A 25,275-nucleotide genomic window follows, 5' to 3' on the forward strand; every position below is an offset into this window, starting at 1 on the left:
CTGAAAGAATAGGTACCATGACGTCAAACACCCCTGTGTCCGATCAGCTTTTCGACCGCGCACGGTCCCTGATGCCCGGCGGCGTGAACTCGCCGGTGCGTGCCTTCGGTTCCGTGGGAGGAAACCCGAAATTCATGGTTTCGGCCAAGGGCGCCTACCTTACGGACGCTGACGGTCAGGAATACGTGGACCTCGTGTGTTCCTGGGGTCCGGCGCTCCTCGGCCACGCCCACCCGGCCGTGCTCGAGGCCGTGCACGCAGCCGTGGACCGCGGCCTGTCCTTCGGCGCCTCCACACCGGACGAGGCAAACCTGGCGGAGATCGTCAAGGAACGTGTCTCCGCCGTCGAACGCTTGCGCATGGTGTCCACGGGCACTGAGGCAACCATGACAGCTGTGCGCCTGGCCCGTGGGTACACCGGCCGCAACCTGATCATCAAATTCGCGGGCTGCTATCACGGCCACCTGGACGGGTTGCTTGCCGCTGCAGGCTCCGGCGTCGCCACCCTGGCGTTGCCGGGTTCTGCCGGGGTCACGGAAGCTACCGCGGCCGAGACCTTGGTGCTGCCCTACAACGACCTCGACGCCGTTGAGGCCGCCTTCGCTGCCCACGGCAAGAACATCGCTGCCGTCATCACCGAAGCAGCCCCTGCCAACATGGGCGTCGTCACCCCGGGGGAGGGCTTCAACGCCGGACTGTCCCGCATCACCAAAGAACACGGCGCCCTCCTGATCCTCGACGAGGTCCTCACCGGCTTCCGTACGGGCTACGCGGGCTACTGGGGCCTGACGGGCCGCCAGGAAGGCTGGGCTCCGGACCTGCTCACCTTCGGCAAGGTCATCGGCGGCGGAATGCCGACGGCGGCACTCGGCGGCCGCGCCGACGTCATGGACTACCTCGCTCCCGTTGGTCCGGTTTACCAGGCAGGTACCCTGTCCGGAAACCCGGTGGCCATGGCCGCGGGCGTCGCCACGCTGAGCAACGCAACGCCCGACGTTTACGCCTACGTGGATGCCCGTTCGCTGGAGCTCTCGGCCGCACTCTCCTCCGCCCTGGATGCCGAAGGAGTGGACCACTCCATCCAGCGGGCAGGGAACCTGTTCTCGGTTGCTTTCGGGACGTCGGCCAACGGGGTGCACAACTACGACGACGCCCAGGGGCAGGAAAGCTTCCGCTACGCGCCGTTCTTCCACTCCATGCTGGATTCCGGTGTCTACCTGCCCCCGTCTGTCTTCGAGGCCTGGTTCCTTTCGGCGGCCCACGACGACGCTGCGATGAACCGCATCATCGAAGCCCTCCCGGCTGCTGCCAAGGCCGCGGCTTCGGCCTAGCGTATTGTCTTCTGCCCAGGACGGCGACACTGCCCGGTGTCGCTGTCCTGGGCATTGTTGTCTTTGATCAGGGTAGGCTCGTAGATGGAAACCCAACCCCCAACGAACACACGGTTTACCATGCGCAAGTCCAACACCATTGCATCCCTCAGCGTGAGCATCGCCGCCGCTGGAGCCTTGATCGCCATGGCGTCAGGGTGTTCTGCCGGGACGGCATCCGGCGGCCCGTCCTCTGCGGAAGGAACATCGCCGGCAGCGTCGCCGTCGCAGCCCACTGCGTCCGCCGCGCCTGCGAGCACCCCTCCTTCCGCTACCGCGCCTTCGACACCTTCGGTACCTGCACCTGCACCCGCCTCCTCCAATGCGTCCGCGGCCGGGCAACAGCTCGCCGCCCTGAGTCTTGAGCAGCGCGTTGGGCAGCTGTTCATGGTGGCGGCAAAAGCGACCGGCGCCGAGCCGGCCACCATGGAGGCGCTGAAGAAGTACCACATCGGAAATGTGTATCTCAGCGGCCGAAGCAAGGCGGGAACGACTACTACTGCGACGGTTGTTTCGTCGTTGACCGGGACGGTTTCGCCTGCCACAACCGGTGGTGTGCCGCTGTTCGTCGCCACAGACCAAGAAGGAGGACTTGTCCAGGTTCTGTCCGGACCTGGGTTCTCCACGATCCCCGCCGCGCTGGTCCAGGCATCATCCGGAGCTGCCAAACTCCGTTCGGACGCCGCCGTTTGGGGCAAGGAACTCCGCAGCGTCGGCGTAAACGTCAACCTTGCGCCGGTGCTTGATACTGTGACCAGTCCGCAGTTTGCGCCTTCCAACGGCCCCATCGGCCACTTCCAACGTGAGTACGGCTTTGCACCCGATACGGTCTCGGAACTTGGGAATGCCTTCGCCGCAGGGATGAAGGATGCCGGCGTGGCCCCGGTGGTCAAGCACTTCCCGGGGTTGGGGCGCGTGGTGCCCAACACCGATGTCACCAGTCACGTGCGCGATACCGCCACCACCCGGACGGATCCCGCACTGGAGCCCTTCAAAGCGGCCATCACGTCGGGGGCACAGTGGGTCATGGTCTCCAATGCCTACTACGACAAAATCGATCCGGCCAACATTGCCCCCTTTTCCCCCGCGATCATGGACACCATGCTGCGGGGAGATGCCGGATTCACCGGCATTATCCTCTCCGATGACGTCTGCAGCGCCGCGCAATTGGAGGCGTGGTCCGATGCCGACCGTGCAGTGAACTTCTTCACTGCCGGGGGAACCATGCTGGTCTGCGCTGATGCCACCAGTATTCCCGCGATGCACCAGGCAGTGGTGAAGAAGGCCTTGGCAGATCCGGTCTTCCGTGCCAAGGTCGATGCCGCGGCCCTCACGGTGCTGCGGGTCAAGAACGGACAGTAGACGCGAGAAAGCCCCGCCTCCCACGGTGGCCATTCACATGGCCGTCCTGGAAGGGCGGGGCTTCTTTGCAGCCTTGGACCGCGTCCGAATGAGGCCCGGTACTGCCTAGAGAACGTCCGAGAGGAAGCCCTGAAGGCGTTCCGTCTGCGGGTTGGTGAACAGCTGCTCCGGGGGACCGGATTCAACCACCACGCCTGCGTCCATGAAGGTTACGACGTCTGAGACGTTGCGGGAGAAGCCCATTTCGTGGGTTACCACCACCATGGTCATGCCGCCCTGGGCAAGATCGGTCATGAGGGCGAGAACGCCCTTGACCAGTTCAGGGTCCAGGGCCGAGGTTGCTTCATCGAAGAACATGACCTCGGGCTTCATGGCCAGCGCCCGGGCGATGGCGACACGTTGCTGCTGCCCTCCGGAGAGGTTTGCCGGACGCGAATCGGCCTTGTGCTTCAGGCCCACCAGGTCGAGCTGCGCCAAGGCCTCTTCGCGGGCTTGATCCTTGGACATGCCGCGGAGCTTGCGCAACGCCAAAGAAATGTTGTCGGCCACGGTCTTGTGTGGGAACAGGTTGAACTGCTGGAACACCATGCCGATGCGGCGGCGGAGTTCGTCAGGGTTGTCCTTCAGTACGGACTTGCCGTCGAGCAGGATGTCGCCCTGGTCCGGTTCGATGAGCCGGTTCATCACGCGCAGAAGGGTCGACTTGCCCGAGCCCGAGGGACCGATGACCGATGCCGTGGTGCCCTTTTCGACGTGCAGGTCGATGCCGCGCAACACATGGTTGCTGCCGAACGACAAGTGGATGTTCTTGGCGGTCAGCGAACCTGAAGCGAATTCACTCATGCTTGGGCTCCTTTTCCTACCACTGCTGCTGCTTCATCCGGTTCCTTCTTCTCAGGGCGGCCGGCGCGCATGCGGGCGTCAATGAAGTTCACGAAGTGCGTGAGCGGGATCGTCATTGCCAGGTAGAAGATGGCTGCTGCGACGTACGGTGACAGGTTGCCGCTGTTGGCCGCTGCGTCCTTGCCGATCTGGAAGATTTCGCGCTCAGTCGCCAGCAGGCCGAGCATGAAGACCAGGGATGATTCCTTGATCAATGCAATGAACTGGTTGACCAAGGCCGGCAGCACACGGCGGATGCCCTGGGGCACCACTACGAGCCGCATGGACGAGGCATAGCTGAACCCCAGCGCGCGGGTGGCCTCGAGCTGGCCCTTGTCCACGCTCTGGATACCGGACCGGAAGATCTCGCCAATGTATGCACCGGACATCAAGGACAGCGCTGCGATGGCCATGGGGTACGGACTCGTGGAGCCCGTGAGTTCACGAATGATCGGGCCGAAACCGAAACCGATCACCAGGATGGTCAGCACGGGAGGGAGCCCGCGGAGAATGTCCGTGTAGATTCGGGCTACCCACCGTGCTGCCGCGTTCCGGGAAATCCCCATCAGGGCAAGCAGCATGCCGAGGGCGGTCCCAATGATGCCGGAGACCACAGCCAGGACGATCGTGTTGGGCAGGCCGACCGCGAACATCTTGGGGATGACTTGGCCCATCGCCTCCCAGTCAAAGAAGGTATCGGCTAATTGATTGAGGATATCCATGGAACGCCTTGGTTACTTGGCCGGGAGCTGGACGGCCTTGCTGCCCGGCTTCCACCCCTGGGGAGTCTGCTCGGCAGCCGTCGGACGGTCCTTGTACCACTCGGCGGTGAGCTTGGCCCACGTGCCGTCAGCGATGACAGCGTCCAGACCGGAGTTCAGGGCGTCGATCAGCGGCTTGTTGTCCTTGTTCACGGCGTAGGCGGTGAAGTTCTGGGTGTTGACAACCTTCTCGGCGATCTTGGTGTTGTCGCCTTCCTTGACCTGGCCTTCGGCCTGCTGGGACGGGGCAACCCAAGCGTCGATCTGGCCGTTCTTTACGTTGCCGTAGACGGTGTTGTAATCGGGGAAACGTACGGGCTCAATCTTGAGGGTGTTCGTCATGTAGTCATCCTGGACCGTACCCTGGACGACGCCGATGCGGAGGCCTTCCTTGATGTCGCCGAAGCCAGTGATCTTGGAATCGCTCTTGGTCACTACGGCCATGTAGCCGAAGTCGTAGCCGTTGGTGAAGCCAACCGTCTTGCGACGGGCGTCGGTGGTGGAGATCGAGGAGGATCCGACGTCGAACTGCTTGTTGCCCACCTGGGACAGCAACGCGGAGAAGTCAGTGGAAGCGAACTCGACCTTGAGGCCCAGCTTGTCACCGATGGCGCGCAGGAGCTCGTTGTCGTAGCCGGTGAACTTGCCGGAAGGATCGATGAAGATGTTCGGCGGGGCATCGGACAGGGTGCCGACGCGGATTGTGCCGTCGGTGATGAGGCCCAGCTTGGACTTGTCGATCTTGTCCAGGGGAGTGACGTCAGCGGTGGTGAAGCTGTCCAGCGACTTCTGGTCGCTTCCGGCGAGTGCGTCAGTGGGTGTTCCGCTGGGCTGGGAGCTTCCTCCGCCGCAGGCTGCCAGGGAAATCACCAAGGCTGCGGCCACAGGGGCAACAGACAGCCACTTAGGGGCTTTGAATTTCATGAAGAAATCACTTTCATCGGGTCACGGAGACGTTTCGCGGTGGGCGGGGAAACGGCAGCACTACAACGGTTGGCTGTCCTAGCAGACTTCAACCCGCCAAACTTAATTATGTCACCAGCCCACTGGCTCCCGGTGAATCGAATAAATGGTTGCTCACACTCGATTTTTCCGAAGTATCTTCCCCTGAAAGGCATTCATTGGGTGCAGGGTTCCGGTGGTCGCGTCTGTGATGGAATCCCCGCCTGAAGGCGCGGACAATCGGAGTTCCCGAAAATCTTGTGACTTGCGTCGCAGGGGTTCTTCCCGGATGGTACCTAGAAGCCGCCGCGGCTTGCGTCCACGGGAGGAAGGACCGGCCATTCACCTTCGATGACGGCCGTAGGCTTGCTTCGGCGCAGATACTGCTGGAAGTCGGCGGCCTGCGACGCTGCCCAGTCTACTTGGAGCTGGTGGAGCGTGGAGGCGGGCATCTGGAGCTTGGGGAACTTGCCTGCCATGGCGTCCAGGACCCGGAGGGTCGCAAGGGCATCCGCGGCAGAGGTGTGCGCGTTGGTCAGATCGACGCCGTACTCCTCGCACAGGGCGGTCAGTGTCCGCTTGCCCTTGCGGTACCGGTCGACCTGCTTGTTCATGACGTAGGGATCCAGAACGGGGAAGCGGCTCAGCTGGGGGACGCCGTGGCGGGCGGACTCTGCCGCCAACACCGTGAAATCGTAACTGGCGTTGAAAGCGATAACCGGAGTTCCGGCGTCGAACAATTCCTGCAGTACCCCCGCGACCTCGCGCGTTACCTCCGCGGCCGGCCGCCCTTCAGCCCTCGCCTTTTCCGTGGTGATTCCGTGGACCTCGCTGGCTTCCGCGGGGATCTCGACGCCTGGATCGGCCAACCATTCGTGCTCTGCGATGAGTTCCCCTTGGGCATCCACCACGGTGATGGAAGCGGTGACAATCCGAGCGGAGCGGGAGTTCTTCCCGGTGGTCTCGAGATCGAATGCGGCGCGGGAGAGGGTGTTCCAGGAGCTCATGCTTTTCACGCTACCGGCTGGCTCCGACACTATTGGGTACGACACTCCTGACGTTAGGCTGAACACATGCGGATGGAGTACGTAACGGCGGTCCTGGCCGTCGTGGATCTCGTTCCGCCTGCCTCGGCAGTGTCCTACGGTGACGTTGCAGAGCTCCTCGGCGCGGGCGGGCCCAGGCAGGTTGGCGCCGTCATGAGCCACTATGGGAGCGCCGTGGCGTGGTGGCGGGTCCTGCGGGCCAGCGGTGAAGCGCCTCCAGGCCACGAGGCCGATGCGCTGCGGCACTACCTGGAAGAATCCACTCCGCTGCATGGCGCGTACCAGGCCTTCATACTGACCGGAGAAGGCCGCTGGCGCGTGGATCTTGCCCTGGCCCGGTGGGCCCCCACGGACGATGATTTTGACCGACTTGATGTGATCTCCGACCAGTTGGAGCGTCAACTCCATATATTGTCGGTGCCCAATGATGAAATGACTGTGTGACCGCGACTCCTGCCAAAATACGCCAAGCATCCGCAGCCCTTCGGCTGCTGCCGCCGCGGGAAACCCACTACGCGGCACCCGCCCTGTCGTCCGATCAGCACGCCGTGGTCTCGCTGCCACAGGGGAGTGGACCGATCCTCGTCCCCGGAGGCCCGGGAACCGGCAAATCCACCGTCCTCGTGGAGTCTGCTGTCCGCCGTGTCCGCGACGGCCTGAACCCTGAACAGATACTCATCCTGGCCCCGGGGCGCCATGCCGCCGCGGCCTTGCGGGACACCTTTACAGGGCGCTTGGACCGCAGTCTCAGTACGACGCCGGCCCGCACCTGGGCGTCGTACGCTTTCGATATCATCCGGCGCGCCAAAGCCGAAGGTGTCCTGCCGCTCGCGCGGCCGCCGAAGCTGCTGTCCGGTCCGGAGCAGGACCTCATCATCAAGGAGCTGCTGGAGGGCCACGCCCGTCCGGGCTTCCAGTTGCCGTGGCCGGACGATCTTGCCGCAGCCCTTTCCACCCGCGGTTTCCGCCATGAGATCCGCCAGCTGTTCGACCGCATCATCGAATCCGGACGCACAGCCGATGATCTGGTTGGCCTGGCCTATGAGTGCGGCAGGCCGGACTGGATGGCTGCCGCCGAGCTTTACAGCGAATACAGGGACGTCCTTGACCTGCGTATGCCGGAGGCCTTCGACCCCGCCGGAATCATCACAACCGCGCGGCAGATCTTCCAGGAGTCCCCGGCTTTCCTGGCGGAAGAACGGAAGCGAATCCAGCTTTTCCTGGTGGATGATGCCCAGGAATCCAATCCAGCGGTGTTCGAACTCTTGGCTGACGTCGCTGAGGGCAAGGACGCCGTGGTGACCTACTCGCCGGATACCGTCGTGCAGGGCTTCCGTGGCGCACGGCCCGATCTCGTTGCGGAGTTGCCGTCCCTGCTGGGCGGTCCGGAGCGCGTGGTCCTGGAACGTCCCTTGTCCATCACGCACCGCCACGCTCCTGCAATCGCAGAAGCCTGGACACGGGTAGCGGCGCGCATCTCCCAGCGTTCCGGAGGTCAGCTTGCCCGGCAAATGGAACAGCCTGTGCACTCCGCCGATGCCCGCCCGACGCCGGCGGCCCCAGGGCGGGTGGAAGGGCACGTACTGCCTTCTGCCGTCCATGAACTGCGCTATGTGGCCCAGCGGATTCTCGAAGCCCAGCTGCGGGAAGGCCGCGAGTTCAGCGACATCGCGGTGATCGTCCGCAACGGCGGGCAAATCTCGCAGCTGCAACGCTATCTCGGTGGACAGGGCATACCAGTACGCGTTCCCGTGGCAGACTCCGCGGTTCGCGACGAAGTCGCCGTCCGTCCCCTCCTTGAAGCGTTTGCCGTTGTTCTGGATCGGGCCAAGCTGACTCCCGAGACGGCAGTCTCCCTCCTGACCTCACGTATCGGCGGGGCCAGCGCCATCGAGCTGCGACGACTCCGGCAGTCGCTGCGGCGTGAGGAGCTCCTCGGTGGTGGCGGCCGGTCCAGCGACTCACTGCTGGTCGAGGCGCTGCTGGAGCCCGGGGCATTGGCCTCGCTGGGAATAGAGGGGAGTGCGGCCCGCAGGCTTGCCCGCATGATTGCGGCGGGCGCTGCAGCCGCGGCGGAGCCCGGGGCCAATGCCGAGTCCGTCCTCTGGGCATTGTGGCAGGCAACGGGTTTGTCTTCGCGATGGGCTGAAGCAGCTCTGGAGGGCGGTGCCGCCGGGGCCCGCGCCGATCGGGACCTTGATGCCATGATGGCGCTGTTCCACACTGCGGAACGGTACGTGGACCAGCTCCCAGGCTCCGGCCCCGAGCAGTTCCTGGAGTATCTGTTGAACCAGGAGCTGCCCATGGACACCTTGGCAGCCCGCGCGCAGCTTGAGGACTGCGTGGAAATCATGACTCCGGCCAGCGCTGCCGGACGCGAATGGCCGGTGGTGATTGTCGCTGGCCTTCAGGAAGGCGTCTGGCCGAATACCCGCCTTCGCGGTGAACTGCTGGGCAGCACAGTGTATGCGGACGCCGTCGAACACGGCGTGGAGTACGCCCTGGGCCGCGGCCCGCTCAGCCGGCTCCGGGACATCCGCTACGACGAACTCCGGAGTTTCTCCACCGCGGTATCCCGCGCCCGCGAGGTCCTGGTCTGCACGGCTGTCTCCTCCGAGGATGAGCAACCATCAGCGTTCCTGGACTACGTCGCTCCCCTGGAGCAGGGGGAATACAAGCGAGGCTATACCCCTGTGGACCGCCCCATGACTCTGCGCGCCCTTGTGGCGGAACTGCGTCAGCATGTCCAATTGGATGAGTCTTCCGGCCAGGATCTCCAAACCACCCATGAGGCTGCCAGGATCCTGGCCAGGCTTGCCAGCACGGAGCCTCCGGTACCGGGTGCAAGCCCGGATTCGTGGTGGGGGCTGGCCCCTCTGAGTTCCACCGAGCCAGTGGTGCCCCCGGGAGGCACAGTGTCGGTTTCACCGTCCAAAGTCGAAGCTGTCCACAAATCCCCATTGGACTGGTTTGTCCAGGCCGCCGGAGGCGAGGCCGCCACCGACTTCGCGCGAAGCCTGGGCACGCTCGTCCACAGCATCGCACAGGACCTGCCTGAAGCCTCCGGTGCAGAGTACCTGGCCGAGCTGGTTCGCCGCTGGCCCACGTTGGGCATGAAGGACAACTGGGAGGGCAAGTTGGACTACCAGCGCGCTGAGCTGATGGTCCGAAAGCTGGCCCAGTATGTCCTCATCATGCGCAGCGAGGGAAGGAGCCTGTTGGCGGTCGAGCATGACTTTGACGTCGAACTTCCCGACGTGCATCTGGAAACAGGCACCGGAGACGCTGATTCCGAAACTCCTCGTCGCCATGCCGTCCTGCGCGGACAGGTGGACCGCTTGGAGATCGACGCCCAGGGAAGACTGGTCATTGTCGACCTCAAAACCGGCAAGAGGCAGCCTGGCAAGGCGGAGGTCGCCAACCATCCCCAACTGGGGGCTTATCAGTCCGCGGTCTTGAAGGGGGCGTTCAGGGAAGCCTTGCCCGCGGGGCAAGATGCAGGCGCTCAGCCCGGCACAGCCCTTGTCCCTGGCGGTGCCGTGTTGGCCCAGCTAGGAACCAAGACCAAGAGTCCCGCAGTTCAGCAGCAGGATCCCTTGGACCCGGACGACAACTGGGCAGAAGGTCTCGTCAATGAGGCTGCCGCGTTGATGGCCGGGGCAACGTTCGAAGCAAGGCACGACCCCGGCAAGGGAAGCCACGGCGGGCATGGTTGCCGGCTACCGGACATTTGCCCGTTGTGCGCCCGAGGAAAGCAGGTCACCGAATGAGTACCGAAGTTCTTGACGGACTTGGAGGCGTTTCTTCTTCGGTCGTTGCTGTGGATCTCCCGGAGCCCCGCTTCAGCCCCTCGGAACTGGCAGGCATCCTTGGCGAGAAAAACCGTCCCACCGCAGAACAGTCCGACATCATTGCATCTCCTTTGACGCCGCGTCTGGTCATTGCGGGAGCCGGTTCGGGCAAGACTGCCACGATGGCCGACCGAGTGGTGTGGCTTGTGGCCAACGGCTGGGTTCGCCCGGAAGAAGTGCTGGGCGTAACGTTCACGCGCAAGGCCGCAGGAGAGCTGGCCAGCCGCATCCGGAGCAAGCTTGCAACGCTGCAGCGCGTGGCCGCGGAGGATGACGGCAGGAACGGATTCCCGGAGGGACTGCTTGGTGCCGATGACCTGGAGCCCAGGGTGTCCACCTACCATTCCTATGCCAGCGGAATCGTGTCCGACCACGGCCTGCGGTTGGGGATCGAGCGCGACGTCGTATTGCTGGGTGGCGCGCAGTCCTGGCAGTTGGCCAGCGAGGTGGTGGAGGCCTACGACGGCGACTACGAGCACTTCACCGCGGCGAAGTCCACTTTGGTCAATGGTGTTATCCAGCTTGCGGGGGAGTGCGCCGAACATCTCCAGGATCCAGCGCTGGTGCGTGAATGGGTACTTGAACGGGTCCAGGGCTTTGAACAGCTTCCCTATACGGCGGGGGCCAAGAAGAATCCCACCCAGGCGGCGGGAGATCTGTCCGCCATGCTGCGGACCCGCGCCAGTGTGGCGGACATGGTGGTCCGGTACCAGGAAGCCAAGCGCCAGCGCGGCGTCCTGGACTTCGGTGACCTTGTGGCCCTGGCTGCCCGGATTGCGCAGGACATTCCCCTGGCTGCTGCCACTGAACGCGCGCGCTACAAGGTTGTGCTTCTGGACGAGTTCCAGGACACCTCCCATGCCCAGCTGGTTCTGTTTTCGAGGCTTTACGGGCAAGGCCATGCCGTCACCGCCGTCGGAGACCCGAACCAATCCATTTATGGATTCCGCGGTGCCTCCGCCGGGCAGCTCTTCCATTTCGTGCAGGAGTTCCCGGTTGTCCGCGCAGACGGCGACCCCGGTCCGGCCTCGTACTCGGTGGCCCCTACCTCGTACCTGACCACGGCGTGGCGGAACGGACGTAACATCCTTCAGGCCGCCAACACGATTGCCGCGCCCTTGAACAAAGCAGCTGCGACCGACGGGGCGCCGGGGGAGAAGGGGGAACCGGGGAACGTCTCCGTCCCGCCGCTGGTACCCAGCCCGGCCGCTGTGGACGGCAGTGTGGTGATTGGCCGTTTCGGAACGGACGAGGACGAAGCCGCAGCGATCGTCCGGGATGTCCGGCGATACCAGCGGACAGTGTTCGAGGAAGAACAAGACGGCGCTCCCGTGAAGCCAACCATGGCCGTTCTATGCCGCCGAAGGGCTCAGATGGAGTGTCTCCGGCGGGAATTCGAACTGCAGGGAATCGCTTACGAGATTGTCGGGCTCGGTGGTTTGCTGGACACCCCCGAGGTGGTGGACCTCGTGGCTACCCTGCGGGTGCTGGCCGATCCGGGACGCTCCGATGCCCTGATGAGGTTGCTCTCCGGCGCGCGCTGGCGGATCGGGCCGGCGGACCTGATGGCCTTCAGCGATTGGTCGAGGTTCCTGGCGCGCCGACGGACGGCTCCGGACTCCCAGGGCGATTCCTTCGAAGCCAACGAGGAGCCCGCGGCGGTGGTGGTCGAAAGCGACATCACCGATGCCGCGAGTTTGGTGGAGGCCCTGGATTACCTGCCCAAGCCGGGCTGGACGTCCGGGCATGGCCGGAGCATCAGCCACACCGCCCTGGAGAGGCTGAACAGTTTGGCCGCAGAACTGCGTTCCCTGCGGAGCTTCATCGGTGACGACCTCACTACGCTGCTGGGCGAGGTGGAGCGTGCCATGCTGCTTGACATTGAAGTTGCTGCCAAGCCCGGGATCAGCATCCACCAGGCGCGTCGCAATCTGGATGCATTCCAGGATGCTGCTGCGGGATTCCTTCAAACCTCCCAGCGGATTGACCTTCTCGCGTTCCTGTCCTGGCTTGAAGCAGCAGCTTCCGAGGAAGGCGGACTGGACATCGCTCCGGCGGAGACCAACCGTGAGGCCGTGCAATTGCTGACCGTGCACGCTTCCAAAGGCTTGGAATGGGACGTTGTCTTTGTCCCCGGTCTCAACGCCGGTTCCTTCCCCAGCAACAGGGATTCCCGCTGGAGCACCGGGGCCGCGGCCTTGCCATGGCCTCTGCGCGGCGATCGCGCCGACCTTCCTCAGTGGGATCTGGACCACCCCGACCAAAAGGGCTGGCTGGACGCAGAGAAGGACTTCAAGTCAGAGGTCCAGCACCACGGTGAAGCGGAGGAACGCCGGCTCGCCTACGTGGCCTACACAAGGGCAAAGTTCGTTTTGTGGGCCTCCAGCGCGGCGTGGAATGGCTCCCGCTCTGGTATGGCCGATATGTCGCTGTTCCTGTCGGAGCTGGCGCCTCTTGCGGACGCGGGTCAGCACCTCGAAGGACACAGCGGCGGGCTCGCCAGCGCCGTGGTGCACCCAGAGTCGGTGGCTGAGGAATCCTTACCTGATACCAACCCTCTGACGAGTGTCCTCGAGGTAGCCCAATTCCCCTACGATCCCCTTGAAGGGCCTTCGGACCCGCGGACCGGAGCCCGGCTTAGGCTGACGCCTGGTCGTCGCGGGGCCATGGATCAGGCAGCAGCAATGGTCAGGACGTATATGGGAGCTGCCGGATTGCAAACCCTTGAGTCCTCCCATGTACCGGCCCCCCTGAACGGTATGGCTGGGCGATGGTCACAAGAGGCTGACTTGCTGCTGGAACGGCAAAGGGTGCGGAAGACCCTCCACGACGTCCATTTGCCAAGCCATATCTCCGCCTCGCTTTTCGTTGATCTTGGAGACGACCCAGCCGCTGTCCTGTCCCAGCTCCGCAGGCCCGTTCCCAGGGAACCGGGGATCTCCGCGAGGAAGGGGACGGCGTTCCACGCATGGGTGGAGGAGTACTTCGGCACCACCGGGATGTTGGACCTCGACGAAGCACCCGGCTCGGACTCCCACATTGACGCGGCCTACGGCCTCGACGACATGGTGGCCGCGTTCAAGCAATCCGAGTGGGCTCAGCGCGCCCCGGCTTTCGTTGAAGTGCCGGTGGAGACCCGCATTGGCGATGTTGTGGTCCGTGGCCGGATCGATGCGGTGTTCCGCGACGCCGATGGCCGCTGGCAGCTCATCGACTGGAAGACAGGGCGACGTCCGGCCGGTAGGCAACTGGCCACGCGTGCCGTGCAGCTTGCCGTTTACCGGCTGGCGTGGTCACGGCTCAAGGACGTGCCCCTCGAAGACGTCAGTGCAGCCTTCTACTACGTGGCAGAGGATGCCGTGGTTCGCCCGCATGATCTCGGCAGCGCCGAGGACCTGGAGAAGATTGTCGCCAATGCGCTGAAGGAGAGCTGATGCCCTGAACGGCAACGGGCACCTACGAGCGTTCCCCTGCGTGGAGAGGCGTCACGGCGACCACACTGATGGCCGCCGTTGAGGTGTCGTCGTGCACGCTAGCCGAATCATCGCGGTTCCTCGAGGCGGAATCCTCCGGCTTCTCCGGATTCTCGGCGTCCGGGGTAGCTGGTTCAGCGGCGGGTATCGCTGCCACGGAAACGGCTGGACCGGCGTCGGGAATTGGCACGACGCTCACCGCAGGCCGGTGCTCGGCCGCGGTTGCGGCCTGATGCTCTGCGAGCTCCTTCATCGCGGCCTCGGCTTCTTCATCGCGGCGCACCTGCTCCTCGATATCGTTGGCCAGGGCTTGAAGCATGGATTCGGCTTCGGCTGTCATGCTCTGATGTCCCGCTGCCATGGCCTTGACCAGGTACTGGGCCAGCGCGAATTCTGCCAGCAGTGCCGCTCGCCTGAGCAAATGGGCGTCCGGGGTTTCACGGCGGGCGTCGGTGTAATGCGTAAGTACCGATTCCACGAAGGACGTTTCGTTGGAAGCGACGAGCCAGGCGAAATCGTCGGCCGGATCACCGATCCGCAGATCGGTCCAGCCGGTTACAGCGGTCACGGAGTCGTCCTGGACCATCAGGTTGTCCTCATGGAGATCGCCGTGGACCACCGAGGTATTGAACCGCCACAGGGCAACGTCCTCCAAGGCGTGTTCCCATCGGCGCAGCAGCGTGGCAGGAATTTTGCCCGTAGTCGCAGCCTGATCCAGTTCGTTGAGCTTGCGCTGCCGGAACTCGTTGGCCGAGTAGCTGGGAAGGTCGGCATTGGTGACGAGGGTCAGGGGCAGATCATGGATCGCGGCCAATGCTGCGCCGATTTCCTTGGCCAACGCCGGGCTGCTGGCGGAAAGCTCTTCGATGGACAGCACGGATCCCTGAAGGTGGGCATAGACGAAAGTCGTGAGAGCACTTTGTCGGACGGTGCCGGCAATGGTGGGCACGTGAAAGGGCAGCTCAGCGCGGATGGCTGGAGCGAAAGCCCGGAGCACCATGAACTCGGTCTCCAACCGCGTGCTCGCCTCAGGATGGCGCGGCGAACGGACGCGCCAGCGTTTACCCTCGCCGTCCAGCAGCGACGCTGAGTCGAAGTCGGCGTCGTCGTCGGGGGAATAGGCTGTAGCCGTCGGCGCCAAACCAGGCACCGCCGCAGTTGCTATAGCGGCCAGTTCGAGCGGTGTTCTTCTCACCTCTCCACGGTAGATTGAGTGCGGCCTGTGGCCATGATGCAGTGCGGCGAGTCTCCAGATCTGCAGTAAATACGCAGCGGAAGTGAGCAAAACGGGCGCGTGCTCTCTCCCGGAGCCCCTCCGTCCACAAGCGGGGACCCTTTCAAATGTTTTTTGTCGGTGCGAGTCAGTACGGTAGATACATGAGTCATACCGAGTCGCCGGCGCTTGCCAACCACCTGATGGACACTGTTCTTCCCGTCCGCCCTGCCATGGTGGATCGCGGTTCGGTTGTCCGTATGGAGCCGGGCATGGTGGAAGATGCCATTAACTCCGGGACGGCCAAGGCCATGGTGATTTCCCAGCGCAAGGCGTTGGTGACTGCCGACGGTCTCTGGTTCGGCGATGCTACCGCCCTTTGGACGGCCCTTAAAGAGTCCGACGCCGGTGCTGCCGCCATTTACTTGGGGACCACCCTGGCATCGTCCTCGTTGCCTGAAGGCACCCAGGTCCTGCTGTTCACTACCTCTGAGCCCCCTGCTGCAGGTACAGCTACGATTCCTTCGGACGCCCAGTGGGCCGGCTTCCGGGAGGTCGCTGCCAGCCTGGACGCCATGGACACCGCGTTGTTCATCGAAGCCAGTGCTATTTCCAATTGGCATGGCACCCACACGCATTGCCCGCAGTGTGGCAGTCCCACGGACGTCGAGGCGGGCGGTTGGGTCCGCCGCTGCCCCAGGGACAACTCGGAACACTACCCCCGGACCGATCCCGCCATTATCGTCACCGTAGTAGGCCCGGATGGTCGCGTTCTTTTGGGCGGTGGGGGTCCGGTTGACGCCAAGAACTACTCAACTCTGGCCGGATTTGTTGAGCCCGGTGAATCACTGGAACAAGCTGTGGTTCGTGAAATCGGGGAAGAAGTGGGTGTGCGTGTCACGGCCTGCCAGTACCTTGGCTCCCAGTCGTGGCCGTTTCCTGCCTCACTCATGCTGGGGTTCACCGCCACTACGGAGGACACCGTTGCCAGGCCCGACGGCGTGGAAGTCACCCGCGCGCGATGGTTTAGCCGCGACGAGCTGCAGGAAGCCGTGCTCAATGGAGAGATCACCATTTCCACGCGGCTTTCGATTGCACGCTCTTTGATCGAGCACTGGTACGGCGGCGTCATCGAAGACCTCCAGCCGTGACAGAGAGGTTCTTCAACGAGGAGAGCTCGCTTGAGGACCGCATCCTCGGCGGCTTGGATGACGAGCAACGCGAGGTGGCGAGCACCCTGACCGGCCCCATGTGCGTGCTTGCCGGTGCGGGTACGGGAAAGACGCGTGCCATCACCCATCGCATTGCGTACGGGGTCCACTCCGGGGTCTACAGCCCCCAGCGGCTGCTGGCAGTGACCTTCACCGCGCGCGCTGCTGCCGAGATGCGCAGCAGGCTCCGCGACCTTGGCGTGCCCAACGTGCAGGCCCGCACCTTCCATGCGGCCGCCCTGCGTCAATTGCAGTTTTTCTGGCCTCAAGCCATCGGCGGTACCCTGCCGAATCTCCTGGACCACAAAGCCAATATGATCGCTGAGGCGTCGCGCCGTCTTCGGCTCAGCACGGACCGGGCCTCCATCAGGGACCTGGCGGCAGAGATCGAGTGGGCCAAGGTGTCGATGTTGACGCCTGCCAATTACCTGGAAAATGCCCAGGGGCGTGGCACGCCCGGGGGTTTCGACCTTACCGCTGTTTCCCGGGTGTTTCAGGCCTATGAGGACATCAAGACCGACCGCAACGTCATCGACTTCGAGGACGTTCTGCTCATCACCGTGGGAATTCTCCAGGAAGACCCGAAAGTGGCGGCGACCGTTCGTGAACAGTACCGGCATTTCGTGGTGGATGAATACCAGGACGTTTCGCCGCTTCAGCAACGGCTCCTGGATTTGTGGCTCGGCGGCCGCGACGAATTGTGCGTGGTGGGGGACGCGAGCCAGACCATTTACTCTTTCACTGGCGCTTCTCCCAAGCATTTGCTGGGTTTCAAGGCCCAATTCCCCGAAGCGAACGTGGTCAAACTCATCCGCGACTACCGGTCCACGCCACAGGTGGTGAAGCTGGCCAACGAGCTCCTGGGGTCCCGGCGAAGCGGTGGCCCCGTTGCCGATGCTGCATGGGCACCACCCCTCAAGCTCGTGGCCCAACGCCCCTCCGGTCCTGAGCCGCGGTTCATGGAATGCCCTGACGACGAAGCCGAGGCCGCTGTGGTGGCGGGCCGGATCCAGGAGCTGCTCGACTCCGGCGTCCAGGCCAGTGAGATCGCAATTTTGTTCCGTACCAACGGTCAGTCCGAGGCCTATGAGCAGGCGCTGGCTTCGGCCGGCATCGGTTATCAGCTCCGTGGCGGTGAGCGGTTCTTCGCCCGTAAGGAAGTCCGTGACGCCATCCTGCAGCTTCGCGCGGCCACCCGCGCCGTCGCCGAGGGGCCCCAAGAGCCGCTGGGGCAGATCGTCCGGGACATCGTCGCCTCCCTGGGATACACCGATGCCGCCCCGCACAACGGGGGAGCTCTGCGCGAGCGGTGGGAATCGTTGGCAGCACTGGTAGCTTTGGCCGACGAACTCTCCGTCAGTCGAGGTGAGTCCTTCACGTTGGCAGAATTCGTCAACGAACTCCAGGAGCGGTCGGTGGCGCAACATGCCCCCACTGTTCAGGGTGTCACGCTCGCTTCCCTGCACTCGGCAAAAGGCCTGGAATGGGATGCCGTGTTCCTGGTAGGCCTCAGCGAAGGCCTGATGCCAATTTCTTTTGCGGACTCACCTGAAGACGTGGACGAGGAACGCAGGCTCCTCTACGTAGGTATTACCCGGGCGCGTGAACATCTGAGCTTGTCCTGGTCCACAGCGCGCACGCCTGGCGGGAGGGCCAACCGAAAGCCTTCCCGGTTCCTCGACGGGCTTCGCCCCGACTCCGTGGCGTCGGCAAAAGCCCGCAGCGTGTCCGGTCCGACGCGACGCAAAGCTGCAGCGCCGGCGTCGTGCAGGGTGTGCGGCAGCATGCTCGCCACCGGCGCCGAGCGGAAGGTGGGTCGCTGCAACCAGTGCCCTCCCTCCTACGAGGAACAGACCTTCGACGCCTTGCGCCAGTGGCGCAAAGAGGAAGCAAAGTCAGCTGATGTCCCGGCCTACGTGGTCTTTACCGACGCTACCTTGACGGCAATCGCCGAAGCCAAGCCCACCTCCCTTGAGGAATTGGCGCGCTTGGCGGGTATTGGCCCATCCAAGCTTGAGCGCTACGGCGAGGCTGTCTTGGCCGTTCTCGCAGAGAACGCTGTCCTCTGATGGCGGGCGCACGTGGCGGGGATGCCGGCGTACCCCTGGTTACCGACGACGGCGCTCCAGTGGTCGTGCGCCGATCTGCCAGGCGGCGTCGAACTGTCGCTGCTTTTTGGGAGGACGGCAACGCAGTGGTGGCCATCCCCGCAAGCTTCACCACGTCCCAAGAGCGGGAATGGGTCCGTCGGATGCTCGCAAAGCTCAAGAAGCAGGGCGAGCATGGATCCGGCAGGAGCAAGCGCCGGCCAGCCACTGATGAGGTACTTGCTGAGCATGCCGCTCATCTTTCACGCACCTACCTCGGCGGACGGGCTGTGCCCACCTCTGTCCGCTGGGTTGGCAACCAGAACTCACGCTGGGGCTCGGCGACGCCCGCGGACGGCAGCATCAGGCTTTCCGACAAGCTCCAGCCCATGCCCCAGTGGGTGATCGACTACGTCCTGGTGCACGAGCTCGCGCACCTGCTGGTAGCGGGGCACAACGCACAATTTTGGTCGCTCGTTGCCGCATATCCGGAGACCGAGCGGGCCAAAGCCTTCCTTGAGGGAGTGGCCTACGGGTCGTCGAGGGGACTTATCGGCAGCGCGGAAAACGGCCACGTGGACGCTGACGCAGATCACGCCGATTAAAGCGCAACGGCCACCGTTCACGGTGGCCGTTGCTGCATGGCGGTGGTTACTTGTTGGGCGGCTGAGGATCGTTGTCGTCCGGGTCCGAGCCGCCCGTTGAGGATTCCCGATCTTCAGCATCGCCGGCCTCGTCGTATCCGCCGTTCAGGAGTTTCTGAAGAGCGTCGTCAACTTCGCTGTCGCTTGCTTCAGCAAGGCGCCGTCGTTCCGAGAAGCCCTGGGGGTCATCCAGGTCCTCGGCGGTAGGCAGCAGGTCCGGGTGGTGCCAAATGGCATCGCGCCCAGCGATGCCGCGCTCTTCCTTGAGGGTGGCCCACAAGGTGGCAGCCTCCCTGAGCCTGCGTGGGCGCAATTCCAAGCCCACCAGGGAGGAGAAGGCGTGCTCGGCCGGTCCACCGGTGGCACGTCGGCGCCGGACAGTCTCGCGCAGGGCCGTCGCGGAGGGCAATACCTTGGCGGTGGCTTCGGCGGTCAGTTCGTCAACCCAGCCCTCCACGAGTGCAAGGGCAGTTTCGAGCTTCTCCAGCGCCGCCGTCTGGACCGGAGTCCGTTCCGGGGTGAAGACGCCCTGCGACAAGGCTGCCTGGATGCCTTCGGGGTTGCTGGGATCGAGGTCGCGGGCCAGATCCTCGATCCGGGACATATCGATGTGGATGCCACGGGCGTAAGCCTCGATGGCACCCAGGAGATGGCCGCGCAACCACGGGACCTGCACGAACAAGCGGGCGTGCGCGGCTTCACGGACGGCCAGGAACAGCCGTACGTCGTTCTCCGGAAGGCTGAGTCCTTCGCCGAATTTGGCGACGTTGGCCGGCAACAGCGCCATCTCGAGATCCGCCAAGGGGACACCAATGTCAGTGGAGCTGACGACTTCAGCGGACAGTGCTCCGATGGCCTGGCCCAGCTGCATGCCGAAAATCGCTCCGCCCATGTTCTGCAACATCGACGAGGCACCACCCATCATGGATTTCATTTCCTCGGGCATTTGCTGGGTGAGTGCATTGGACAACGCATTGGCAATGCTGTTTGCCACCGGTTCGGTCAGGCGCTTCCAGGTCCCCAGCGTCGCTTCGACCCATTCGGCGCGTGACCAGGCACGCCCGATCAGTCCGGTTGCCGAGAGATCGGTGACGGGATCGAGCCAGAGTTCTGCCAGCCTCAGGGCTTCGTCGGTTTCCCGGGCCTGCTGGGCGTTGACCGAGGGATCGCTGCCGGTCGCTGCCACCCGCCGCGCATTCTCGTGCGCAAGCTGCCAATTGACGGGACCTTCCGACGTTGAGCTCATCATGGCCTGTACCTGGGCGAACATCTGCTGCAATAGCTGGGGGTCGTTTGGCAGGCCGGCAGCCTTGGCCAGTTCGGCCGGATCGATGTTGCCCATACCCTGACCGCCCATCAGGTTTTGCAGCATTTCCGCCAGCGGGTCCTTGGGGTTCTCGTCGTCGTTGGACGGGTTGTTGGGGTTGGAAGTCATGGTGCCGCCGATCGTCGAACTGGCTGGTGATCTCTTTCACCGTACCGCGCGGTCGGAACGCTGTCTGCCCGGACCCGGCGTCGTTCGCTGTAGGCAAAGCAGTACAGCGACGCCGCACCGCGTAGTGTTGTTGCTTGGTATGTGCTGTCGCCGCCCGCGGAGGCACCAAGCCACAGGAACCGGTCAGCCCATGCCGGTAAAAGAGAGGCCTCAATGCTTACTTCGCCCAGCCCCGAGGGCTCTTTCACCTCGCGCCAGAGCCAGGATCCGCGCCAGACGCCCGACGCCGATCCCTCCCAGGTGCCACCGGCACCTGCGCGCGATGGCCGTTACATGATCATGGTGATTTCGGGCCTGCTGGCCTTGGCACTTGGCATCGGGGCGGCAGCGTTGCCTGTCCCTTACGTGATCGAGTCAGCCGGACCCACGTTCAACACCTTGGGCAAGGACGGCGACAAGCCGGTCATCAGCATCTCCGGCCATGACTCGTTCCCGGCCAAAGGAAATCTTGACCTCACCACCGTGGTCATGACGGGCGGTCCCAAGACTCCCGCGACAATTTTTGATGTTTTCCGCGCCTGGATGGACAACTCCAAGGCGGTTTATCCCGAAGAACTCATCTACCCCAAGGGCACCACAGCCGAGCAGTCGGTCCAACAGGGCGAAATCGACATGCAGACTTCGCAGGAGAACGCCGTGGCTGCAGCGTTGCGGCAACTGGACATCCCGTTCGAGCAGCGATTGAATGTCGCAGGCCTGTCCGACCCGTCGCCGTCGGCCGGCAAGATCAAGGAGGGGGACCGCCTGAAGACCATCAATGGAAAGGCCATCACCTCCATGAGTGTGGTGCAGGCAGAACTTGCCGCCGGCGCCGGAGCCCCGGTCGCTGTCGAAGTTGATCGGAACGGCGCCCTGGTAACCGAAACTGTCACCCCCACCAAGAACCAGGCGGACCGCTACGTCCTTGGCGTGTTGTTGTCGAGCGATTTCACCTTTCCTTTCGACGTGAGCATTTCCCTGGACAACGTAGGGGGACCAAGCGCGGGAATGATGTTCGCTTTGGGGATCGTGGACAACCTGACTCCGGGGGATCTCACGGGAGGAAAGCATGTCGCCGGCACAGGTACCATCACCGCTGACGGCGCTGTGGGTGCAATTGGCGGGATCGCCCAGAAGATGATCGGCGCCCGGCAACATGGCGCCACGATGTTCCTGGCCCCTGCCGCCAATTGTTCAGATGTTGCAGGCCATGTTCCTGATGGTCTGCAGGTAGTCAAAGTCGAAACGCTGGCTGATGCCACCGCGGCCGTGGAGCGCCTGGCGTCAGGTCAGGACACGTCGGGCCTTCCCACCTGCACAAACAATTAGACTGGCGGTGGAACTTAGCTCCACTGCCACTCGTGGCATATATGACGGCCTCCGCCATGGCCCAGCGGCAGAGAATGTCAAGTACTCGCACACCGACTGTTCACTGACACCAATGAGGTACAGAGTTTGTCCCGTCCCGCAAGCACCAACCCGCCCGGAAGATCACCGCTGAGACGAGGTGCCCTGACTCCGACGCTCATTGTCGTGGCCGTGGCCGTCGTCGGGTTCATTTTCTTCGCCAATGTCTGGACTGACGTCCTCTGGTACCAGCAGCTTGGTTTCTTCGAAGTGTATCTTCGGGAAAACCTTGCCAGGATCATCACGTTCCTGGTCGGTTTCGCCATGATGTTCGCGGCCGTTTTCTTCGCCATCAGGATTGCCTACCGGTCACGTCCCGTTTATGCTCCCGATGCCGAGTCGCGGGACAACCTGAACCGCTACCAGGCCCAGCTTGAGCCGGTACGCAGGGTAGTCATGATCGGCCTGCCCATCCTCTTTGGGCTCTTCGCCGGCAGCGCCGCCGCCAGTCAGTGGCAAAAGGCGTTGTTGTTCTTCAACCAGCAGCCCTTTGGCCAAACGGACCCTCTATTCAACCTCGACATCAGCTTCTACCTGATGTCGTTGCCGTTCCTCGGGTTCGTCACCGGCTTCCTGATCAGCATCACCGTGGTAGCAGGCATCGCCGGGATCCTCACGCACTACCTGTATGGCAGCATCCGGCTCATGGAGCGCGGCATCTTTACCAGCCGTGCGGCGCAAATCCACATCGCGGTCACCGGCGCACTCTTCCTGATCTTGTTGGGCGTCAACTTCTGGTTGGACAGGTACACCACCGTCCAGAGCAACTCCGGTCGCTGGGCCGGTGCTCTTTATACTGACGTCAATGCCGTAGTCCCCACCAAGGCAATCCTGGCGGTGGCTGCTGCCTTGGTAGCGATTTTGTTCATTGTTGCTGCGATCATTGGTCGCTGGCGTTTGCCGGTCATCGGTACCGCGATGCTGGTCATCACGGCTATCCTCGCCGGCGGTGTCTACCCCTGGGTTATTCAGCAGTTCCAGGTGCGCCCTTCTGAGAACACCCTTGAGCGGGAGTACATCAACCGCAACATCAACATGACCCGTTCCGCGTACGGCCTCGACAAGATTGATGTCTCCGCCTACAACGCAACGACGACTGCTACGGCGGGCGCTTTGGCCGCAGATGCGCAGACGGCGGCAAACATCAGGCTTCTGGACCCGAACCTCATCTCCTCGGCCTTCGCCCAGCTCGAGCAATTCCGCCCCTACTACCAGTTCCCGCAGACCCTCAATGTGGACCGCTACACGGTGGACGGCAAAGTCCAGGACACAGTGATCGCTGTCCGCGAGCTGAACCCTGATGGCCTGAGCGCCAACCAGCAGACCTGGGTCAACCGCCACATCGTCTACACGCACGGCTATGGCGTGGTGGCTGCCAAGGGCAATAAGTTCACTGCCGATGGCAAGCCGGAGTTCCTGCAGTCCGGTATTCCTTCCAACGGCGTCTTGGGTAACGACACCACCTACGAGCCACGTATCTACTTCGGCGAAAACTCGCCGGAATACTCGATTGTTGGCGCGCCGGATGGTGCGCCGAACCGCGAGCAGGATCGTCCCGCAAGCCGGGAAGGCGCGGGGGAAACCCAGTACACCTTCAACGGCAACGGTGGGCCGAACGTAGGCAACTGGCTCAACCGGATTCTTTACTCCATCAAGTTCCAGTCCTCGGACCTCCTGCTTTCCGATGGCGTCAATGCTGAGTCCCAAATTCTCTACGACCGCAACCCGCGCGAACGTGTGGAGAAACTGGCGCCGTACCTGACGGTCGACGGCAATGCCTATCCGGCAGTCGTTGACGGTCGAGTGAAGTGGATTGTCGACGGTTACACCACCAGCCAGTACTTCCCCTACTCGCAGCCGCAACAGCTGCAGAATGCCACTGCCGATTCGCAGACAAGTGCAGGCCGGACAGTGGCCCTGCCGAACAGCTCCGTGAACTACATCCGGAACTCGGTGAAGGCCACCGTTGATGCCTACGACGGTTCGGTAAATCTCTACGCGTGGGACGATCAGGACCCGATCCTGAAGGCATGGCAAAAGGTCTTCCCGACCACCATCAAGCCCTACTCCGAAATGTCCGGCGATCTCATGAGCCATGTCCGCTACCCGGAGGACCTGTTTAAGGTCCAGCGAGAGTTGCTTGGCCGCTACCACGTGACCGACCCGGACAATTTCTACCAGAACAACGACGCCTGGAGCGTCCCCAACGACCCCACTGTCTCCGAGGCCGTGAAGCAGCCGCCGTTCTACATGTCCCTGCAGATGCCGGACCAGGAGAAGCCCGCCTTCCAGCTGACGTCTTCGTTCATTCCGCAAACCGTGAACGGTAACGCCAGGAACATCCTGTATGGCTTCCTCGCGGCAGATTCCGACGCCGGCAACGTCAAGGGAGTGAAGGCGGACAGCTACGGAAAGCTGCGGCTCCTGCAGCTCCCCACCGATACCCAGGTTCCTGGTCCCGGTCAGGCCCAGAACAAGTTCAACTCCGACCCCACGGTTTCACAGGCGTTGAACCTCCTGCGCCAGGGTGCCTCCGACGTCTTGAACGGTAACCTGCTTACCCTGCCAGTTGGTGGCGGTCTGTTGTACGTCCAGCCGGTTTACCTGAAGTCGACCGGTGAGACGTCGTACCCCACCCTGCAGCGAGTCCTTGTAGCTTTTGGTGACAAGATCGGCTTCGCACCGACCCTGGACGCGGCTCTGGACCAGTTGTTCGGTGGTAACTCGGGAGCGACTGCGGGGGACTCGGCCAACAATGGCCAGACGCCAACTACGCCTCCGGGAACGACTACCCCGCCCGCGGGTCCCACCGATGCCAAGGCCGATCTCAAGGCGGCTCTGGACGCGGCCAACAAGGCCATCGTGGATGGGCAGGCAGCTCTCGCCAAGGGAGACTTCGCCGGGTACGGCGACCAGCAGAACAAACTGTCCGATGCTCTGAAGAAGGCGCTCGACGCCGAGGCACGACTCGGGACGACCTCGACGCCGACCACTTCTCCGAGCGCGACGCCGACACCGTCGCCCTCGCCTAGTCGCTAAGGGCATACTCTGCCTGAAGGCCGGCACCAGCTCCGATGAGAGTAGGTGCCGGCCTTTTGCGTGGGGGAGATGTACATCACGTGGCCAGGATTTGGTCTGTCATTCACCGGACGGTAATGTTGTTCTTGCGACGCGGGGTGGAGCAGTTCGGTAGCTCGCTGGGCTCATAACCCAGAGGTCACAGGTTCAAATCCTGTCCCCGCAACTGGAGAAAAGATCCGGATCAGTAATTACTGATCCGGACCTTTTGCTTTCCCCAGAGCGTCCCTCTTACATCCCACCCGCGTGGGCGCGTCCCTCTCTCACATCCCACCCGCGTGGGCGCGTCCCTCTCTCACATCCCACCCCGCAGCGGCTTGCTGTGATCTCCGGCACCTTGGGCGCCGTTTGGTCGGGAGCACCCCCGCGCGTGCGGTAGTGTTGTTCTTGCGACGCGGGGTGGAGCAGTTCGGTAGCTCGCTGGGCTCATAACCCAGAGGTCACAGGTTCAAATCCTGTCCCCGCAACTGGAGA

16 protein-coding genes and 2 tRNA genes are annotated in these 25,275 nt (G+C 63.4%); 12 read left to right on the forward strand and 6 right to left on the reverse strand.

The genetic code is table 11. The features are described from left to right. The first annotated feature begins 17 nt into the window (after positions 1-17). On the forward strand, positions 18-1,331 hold the full coding sequence (gene hemL / locus ACFVSI_RS17320; protein WP_144659739.1) for a glutamate-1-semialdehyde 2,1-aminomutase: 1,314 nt from the start codon (positions 18-20) through the stop codon (positions 1,329-1,331). 120 nt (positions 1,332-1,451) lie between these two features. Continuing rightward, positions 1,452-2,732, forward strand: a complete 1,281-nt coding sequence (locus ACFVSI_RS17325; protein ID WP_262275477.1) for a glycoside hydrolase family 3 N-terminal domain-containing protein — start codon at positions 1,452-1,454, stop codon at positions 2,730-2,732. 105 nt (positions 2,733-2,837) lie between these two features. Here ACFVSI_RS17325 and ACFVSI_RS17330 read toward each other — a convergent pair whose 3' ends face one another. The 4 genes from ACFVSI_RS17330 to ACFVSI_RS17345 form a co-directional block, all read right to left on the reverse strand. Beyond that, positions 2,838-3,575: an amino acid ABC transporter ATP-binding protein gene (locus ACFVSI_RS17330; RefSeq protein ID WP_262275476.1), complete on the reverse strand. Its 738-nt coding sequence runs from the start codon at positions 3,573-3,575 to the stop codon at positions 2,838-2,840. After that, the gene (locus ACFVSI_RS17335; RefSeq protein WP_262275475.1) at positions 3,572-4,336 is read right to left on the reverse strand and encodes an amino acid ABC transporter permease; all 765 of its coding nucleotides are present in this window, start codon (positions 4,334-4,336) and stop codon (positions 3,572-3,574) included. Before ACFVSI_RS17335 ends, ACFVSI_RS17330 begins: the two co-directional genes overlap by 4 nt. Before the next feature lie 12 nt (positions 4,337-4,348). Then, positions 4,349-5,299 (reverse strand): transporter substrate-binding domain-containing protein, encoded by a 951-nt coding sequence (locus ACFVSI_RS17340; RefSeq protein ID WP_387826288.1) that lies wholly within the window; start codon positions 5,297-5,299, stop codon positions 4,349-4,351. 314 nt (positions 5,300-5,613) lie between these two features. Next, positions 5,614-6,324 (reverse strand): 3'-5' exonuclease, encoded by a 711-nt coding sequence (locus ACFVSI_RS17345; protein WP_144659742.1) that lies wholly within the window; start codon positions 6,322-6,324, stop codon positions 5,614-5,616. A 66-nt stretch (positions 6,325-6,390) separates the two neighbouring features. On the opposite strand from ACFVSI_RS17345, the gene ACFVSI_RS17350 reads away from it, so the two are divergent. From ACFVSI_RS17350 to ACFVSI_RS17360, 3 genes are read left to right on the forward strand one after another with little or no spacing between them, the layout of a single operon-like run. After that, on the forward strand, positions 6,391-6,807 hold the full coding sequence (locus ACFVSI_RS17350; RefSeq protein ID WP_387826291.1) for an MGMT family protein: 417 nt from the start codon (positions 6,391-6,393) through the stop codon (positions 6,805-6,807). Then, positions 6,804-10,133, forward strand: coding sequence for an ATP-dependent helicase (locus ACFVSI_RS17355; RefSeq protein WP_387826294.1), 3,330 nt, complete (start codon positions 6,804-6,806; stop codon positions 10,131-10,133). Before ACFVSI_RS17350 ends, ACFVSI_RS17355 begins: the two co-directional genes overlap by 4 nt. Continuing rightward, on the forward strand, positions 10,130-13,648 hold the full coding sequence (locus tag ACFVSI_RS17360; RefSeq protein WP_387826297.1) for an ATP-dependent helicase: 3,519 nt from the start codon (positions 10,130-10,132) through the stop codon (positions 13,646-13,648). Before ACFVSI_RS17355 ends, ACFVSI_RS17360 begins: the two co-directional genes overlap by 4 nt. Before the next feature lie 22 nt (positions 13,649-13,670). Here the strand turns inward: ACFVSI_RS17360 and ACFVSI_RS17365 are convergent, their stop codons facing one another. Next, complete coding sequence (locus ACFVSI_RS17365) at positions 13,671-14,882, reverse strand: macrolide 2'-phosphotransferase (protein WP_387826300.1); 1,212 nt, start codon at positions 14,880-14,882, stop codon at positions 13,671-13,673. A 182-nt stretch (positions 14,883-15,064) separates the two neighbouring features. Here ACFVSI_RS17365 and nudC point away from each other — a divergent pair, with 182 nt between their 5' ends. Genes nudC through ACFVSI_RS17380 form a run of 3 tightly spaced genes read left to right on the forward strand, consistent with a single transcriptional unit; the run spans position 15,065 to position 18,803 of the window. Further along, a complete protein-coding gene (gene nudC, locus ACFVSI_RS17370; protein ID WP_387826303.1) occupies positions 15,065-16,051 on the forward strand; it encodes an NAD(+) diphosphatase in 987 nt (328 codons plus the stop codon). Continuing rightward, positions 16,048-18,180 carry an ATP-dependent DNA helicase UvrD2 gene (locus ACFVSI_RS17375; protein WP_387826306.1) on the forward strand — a complete coding sequence of 711 codons (2,133 nt, stop codon included), beginning with the start codon at positions 16,048-16,050 and terminating at the stop codon, positions 18,178-18,180. Before nudC ends, ACFVSI_RS17375 begins: the two co-directional genes overlap by 4 nt. Then, positions 18,180-18,803 carry a M48 family metallopeptidase gene (locus tag ACFVSI_RS17380; RefSeq protein ID WP_387826309.1) on the forward strand — a complete coding sequence of 208 codons (624 nt, stop codon included), beginning with the start codon at positions 18,180-18,182 and terminating at the stop codon, positions 18,801-18,803. The genes ACFVSI_RS17375 and ACFVSI_RS17380 overlap by 1 nt, the downstream gene beginning before the upstream one ends. Positions 18,804-18,849: 46 nt before the next feature. On the opposite strand, the gene ACFVSI_RS17385 is transcribed toward ACFVSI_RS17380, so the two are convergent. Next, positions 18,850-20,277, reverse strand: coding sequence for a zinc-dependent metalloprotease (locus tag ACFVSI_RS17385; RefSeq protein ID WP_387826311.1), 1,428 nt, complete (start codon positions 20,275-20,277; stop codon positions 18,850-18,852). 213 nt (positions 20,278-20,490) lie between these two features. Here ACFVSI_RS17385 and ACFVSI_RS17390 point away from each other — a divergent pair, with 213 nt between their 5' ends. The 4 genes from ACFVSI_RS17390 to ACFVSI_RS17405 all read left to right on the forward strand — a co-directional run bounded on the left by ACFVSI_RS17390 (position 20,491) and on the right by ACFVSI_RS17405 (position 25,268). After that, positions 20,491-21,645, forward strand: coding sequence for a PDZ domain-containing protein (locus ACFVSI_RS17390; RefSeq protein ID WP_387826314.1), 1,155 nt, complete (start codon positions 20,491-20,493; stop codon positions 21,643-21,645). 126 nt (positions 21,646-21,771) lie between these two features. Beyond that, positions 21,772-24,762: a UPF0182 family protein gene (locus ACFVSI_RS17395; protein WP_387826317.1), complete on the forward strand. Its 2,991-nt coding sequence runs from the start codon at positions 21,772-21,774 to the stop codon at positions 24,760-24,762. A gap of 131 nt (positions 24,763-24,893) precedes the next feature. After that, positions 24,894-24,967 (forward strand) — tRNA-Met (locus tag ACFVSI_RS17400). A gap of 227 nt (positions 24,968-25,194) precedes the next feature. Beyond that, positions 25,195-25,268, forward strand: a tRNA-Met gene (locus ACFVSI_RS17405). The last annotated feature ends 7 nt before the right edge of the window (positions 25,269-25,275 follow it).

Source organism: Paenarthrobacter sp. NPDC057981 (genome assembly GCF_042886835.1).
In the GTDB taxonomy this organism is placed as follows: Bacteria; Actinomycetota; Actinomycetes; order Actinomycetales; family Micrococcaceae; genus Arthrobacter.

What these genes read in the sequence shown, in the direction of transcription:
- ACFVSI_RS17350 (WP_387826291.1), top strand. Translation starts at nt 6,391, where the DNA reads ATGCGGATGGAGTACGTAACGGCGGTCCTGGCCGTCGTGGATCTCGTT.
- nudC (WP_387826303.1), top strand. Translation starts at nt 15,065, where the DNA reads ATGAGTCATACCGAGTCGCCGGCGCTTGCCAACCACCTGATGGACACT.
- ACFVSI_RS17390 (WP_387826314.1), top strand. Translation starts at nt 20,491, where the DNA reads ATGCTTACTTCGCCCAGCCCCGAGGGCTCTTTCACCTCGCGCCAGAGC.
- ACFVSI_RS17330 (WP_262275476.1), bottom strand. Translation starts at nt 3,575, where the DNA reads ATGAGTGAATTCGCTTCAGGTTCGCTGACCGCCAAGAACATCCACTTG.
- ACFVSI_RS17325 (WP_262275477.1), top strand. Translation starts at nt 1,452, where the DNA reads ATGCGCAAGTCCAACACCATTGCATCCCTCAGCGTGAGCATCGCCGCC.
- ACFVSI_RS17335 (WP_262275475.1), bottom strand. Translation starts at nt 4,336, where the DNA reads ATGGATATCCTCAATCAATTAGCCGATACCTTCTTTGACTGGGAGGCG.
- ACFVSI_RS17340 (WP_387826288.1), bottom strand. Translation starts at nt 5,299, where the DNA reads ATGAAATTCAAAGCCCCTAAGTGGCTGTCTGTTGCCCCTGTGGCCGCA.
- ACFVSI_RS17385 (WP_387826311.1), bottom strand. Translation starts at nt 20,277, where the DNA reads ATGACTTCCAACCCCAACAACCCGTCCAACGACGACGAGAACCCCAAG.
- ACFVSI_RS17360 (WP_387826297.1), top strand. Translation starts at nt 10,130, where the DNA reads ATGAGTACCGAAGTTCTTGACGGACTTGGAGGCGTTTCTTCTTCGGTC.
- hemL (WP_144659739.1), top strand. Translation starts at nt 18, where the DNA reads ATGACGTCAAACACCCCTGTGTCCGATCAGCTTTTCGACCGCGCACGG.
- ACFVSI_RS17345 (WP_144659742.1), bottom strand. Translation starts at nt 6,324, where the DNA reads ATGAGCTCCTGGAACACCCTCTCCCGCGCCGCATTCGATCTCGAGACC.
- ACFVSI_RS17380 (WP_387826309.1), top strand. Translation starts at nt 18,180, where the DNA reads ATGGCGGGCGCACGTGGCGGGGATGCCGGCGTACCCCTGGTTACCGAC.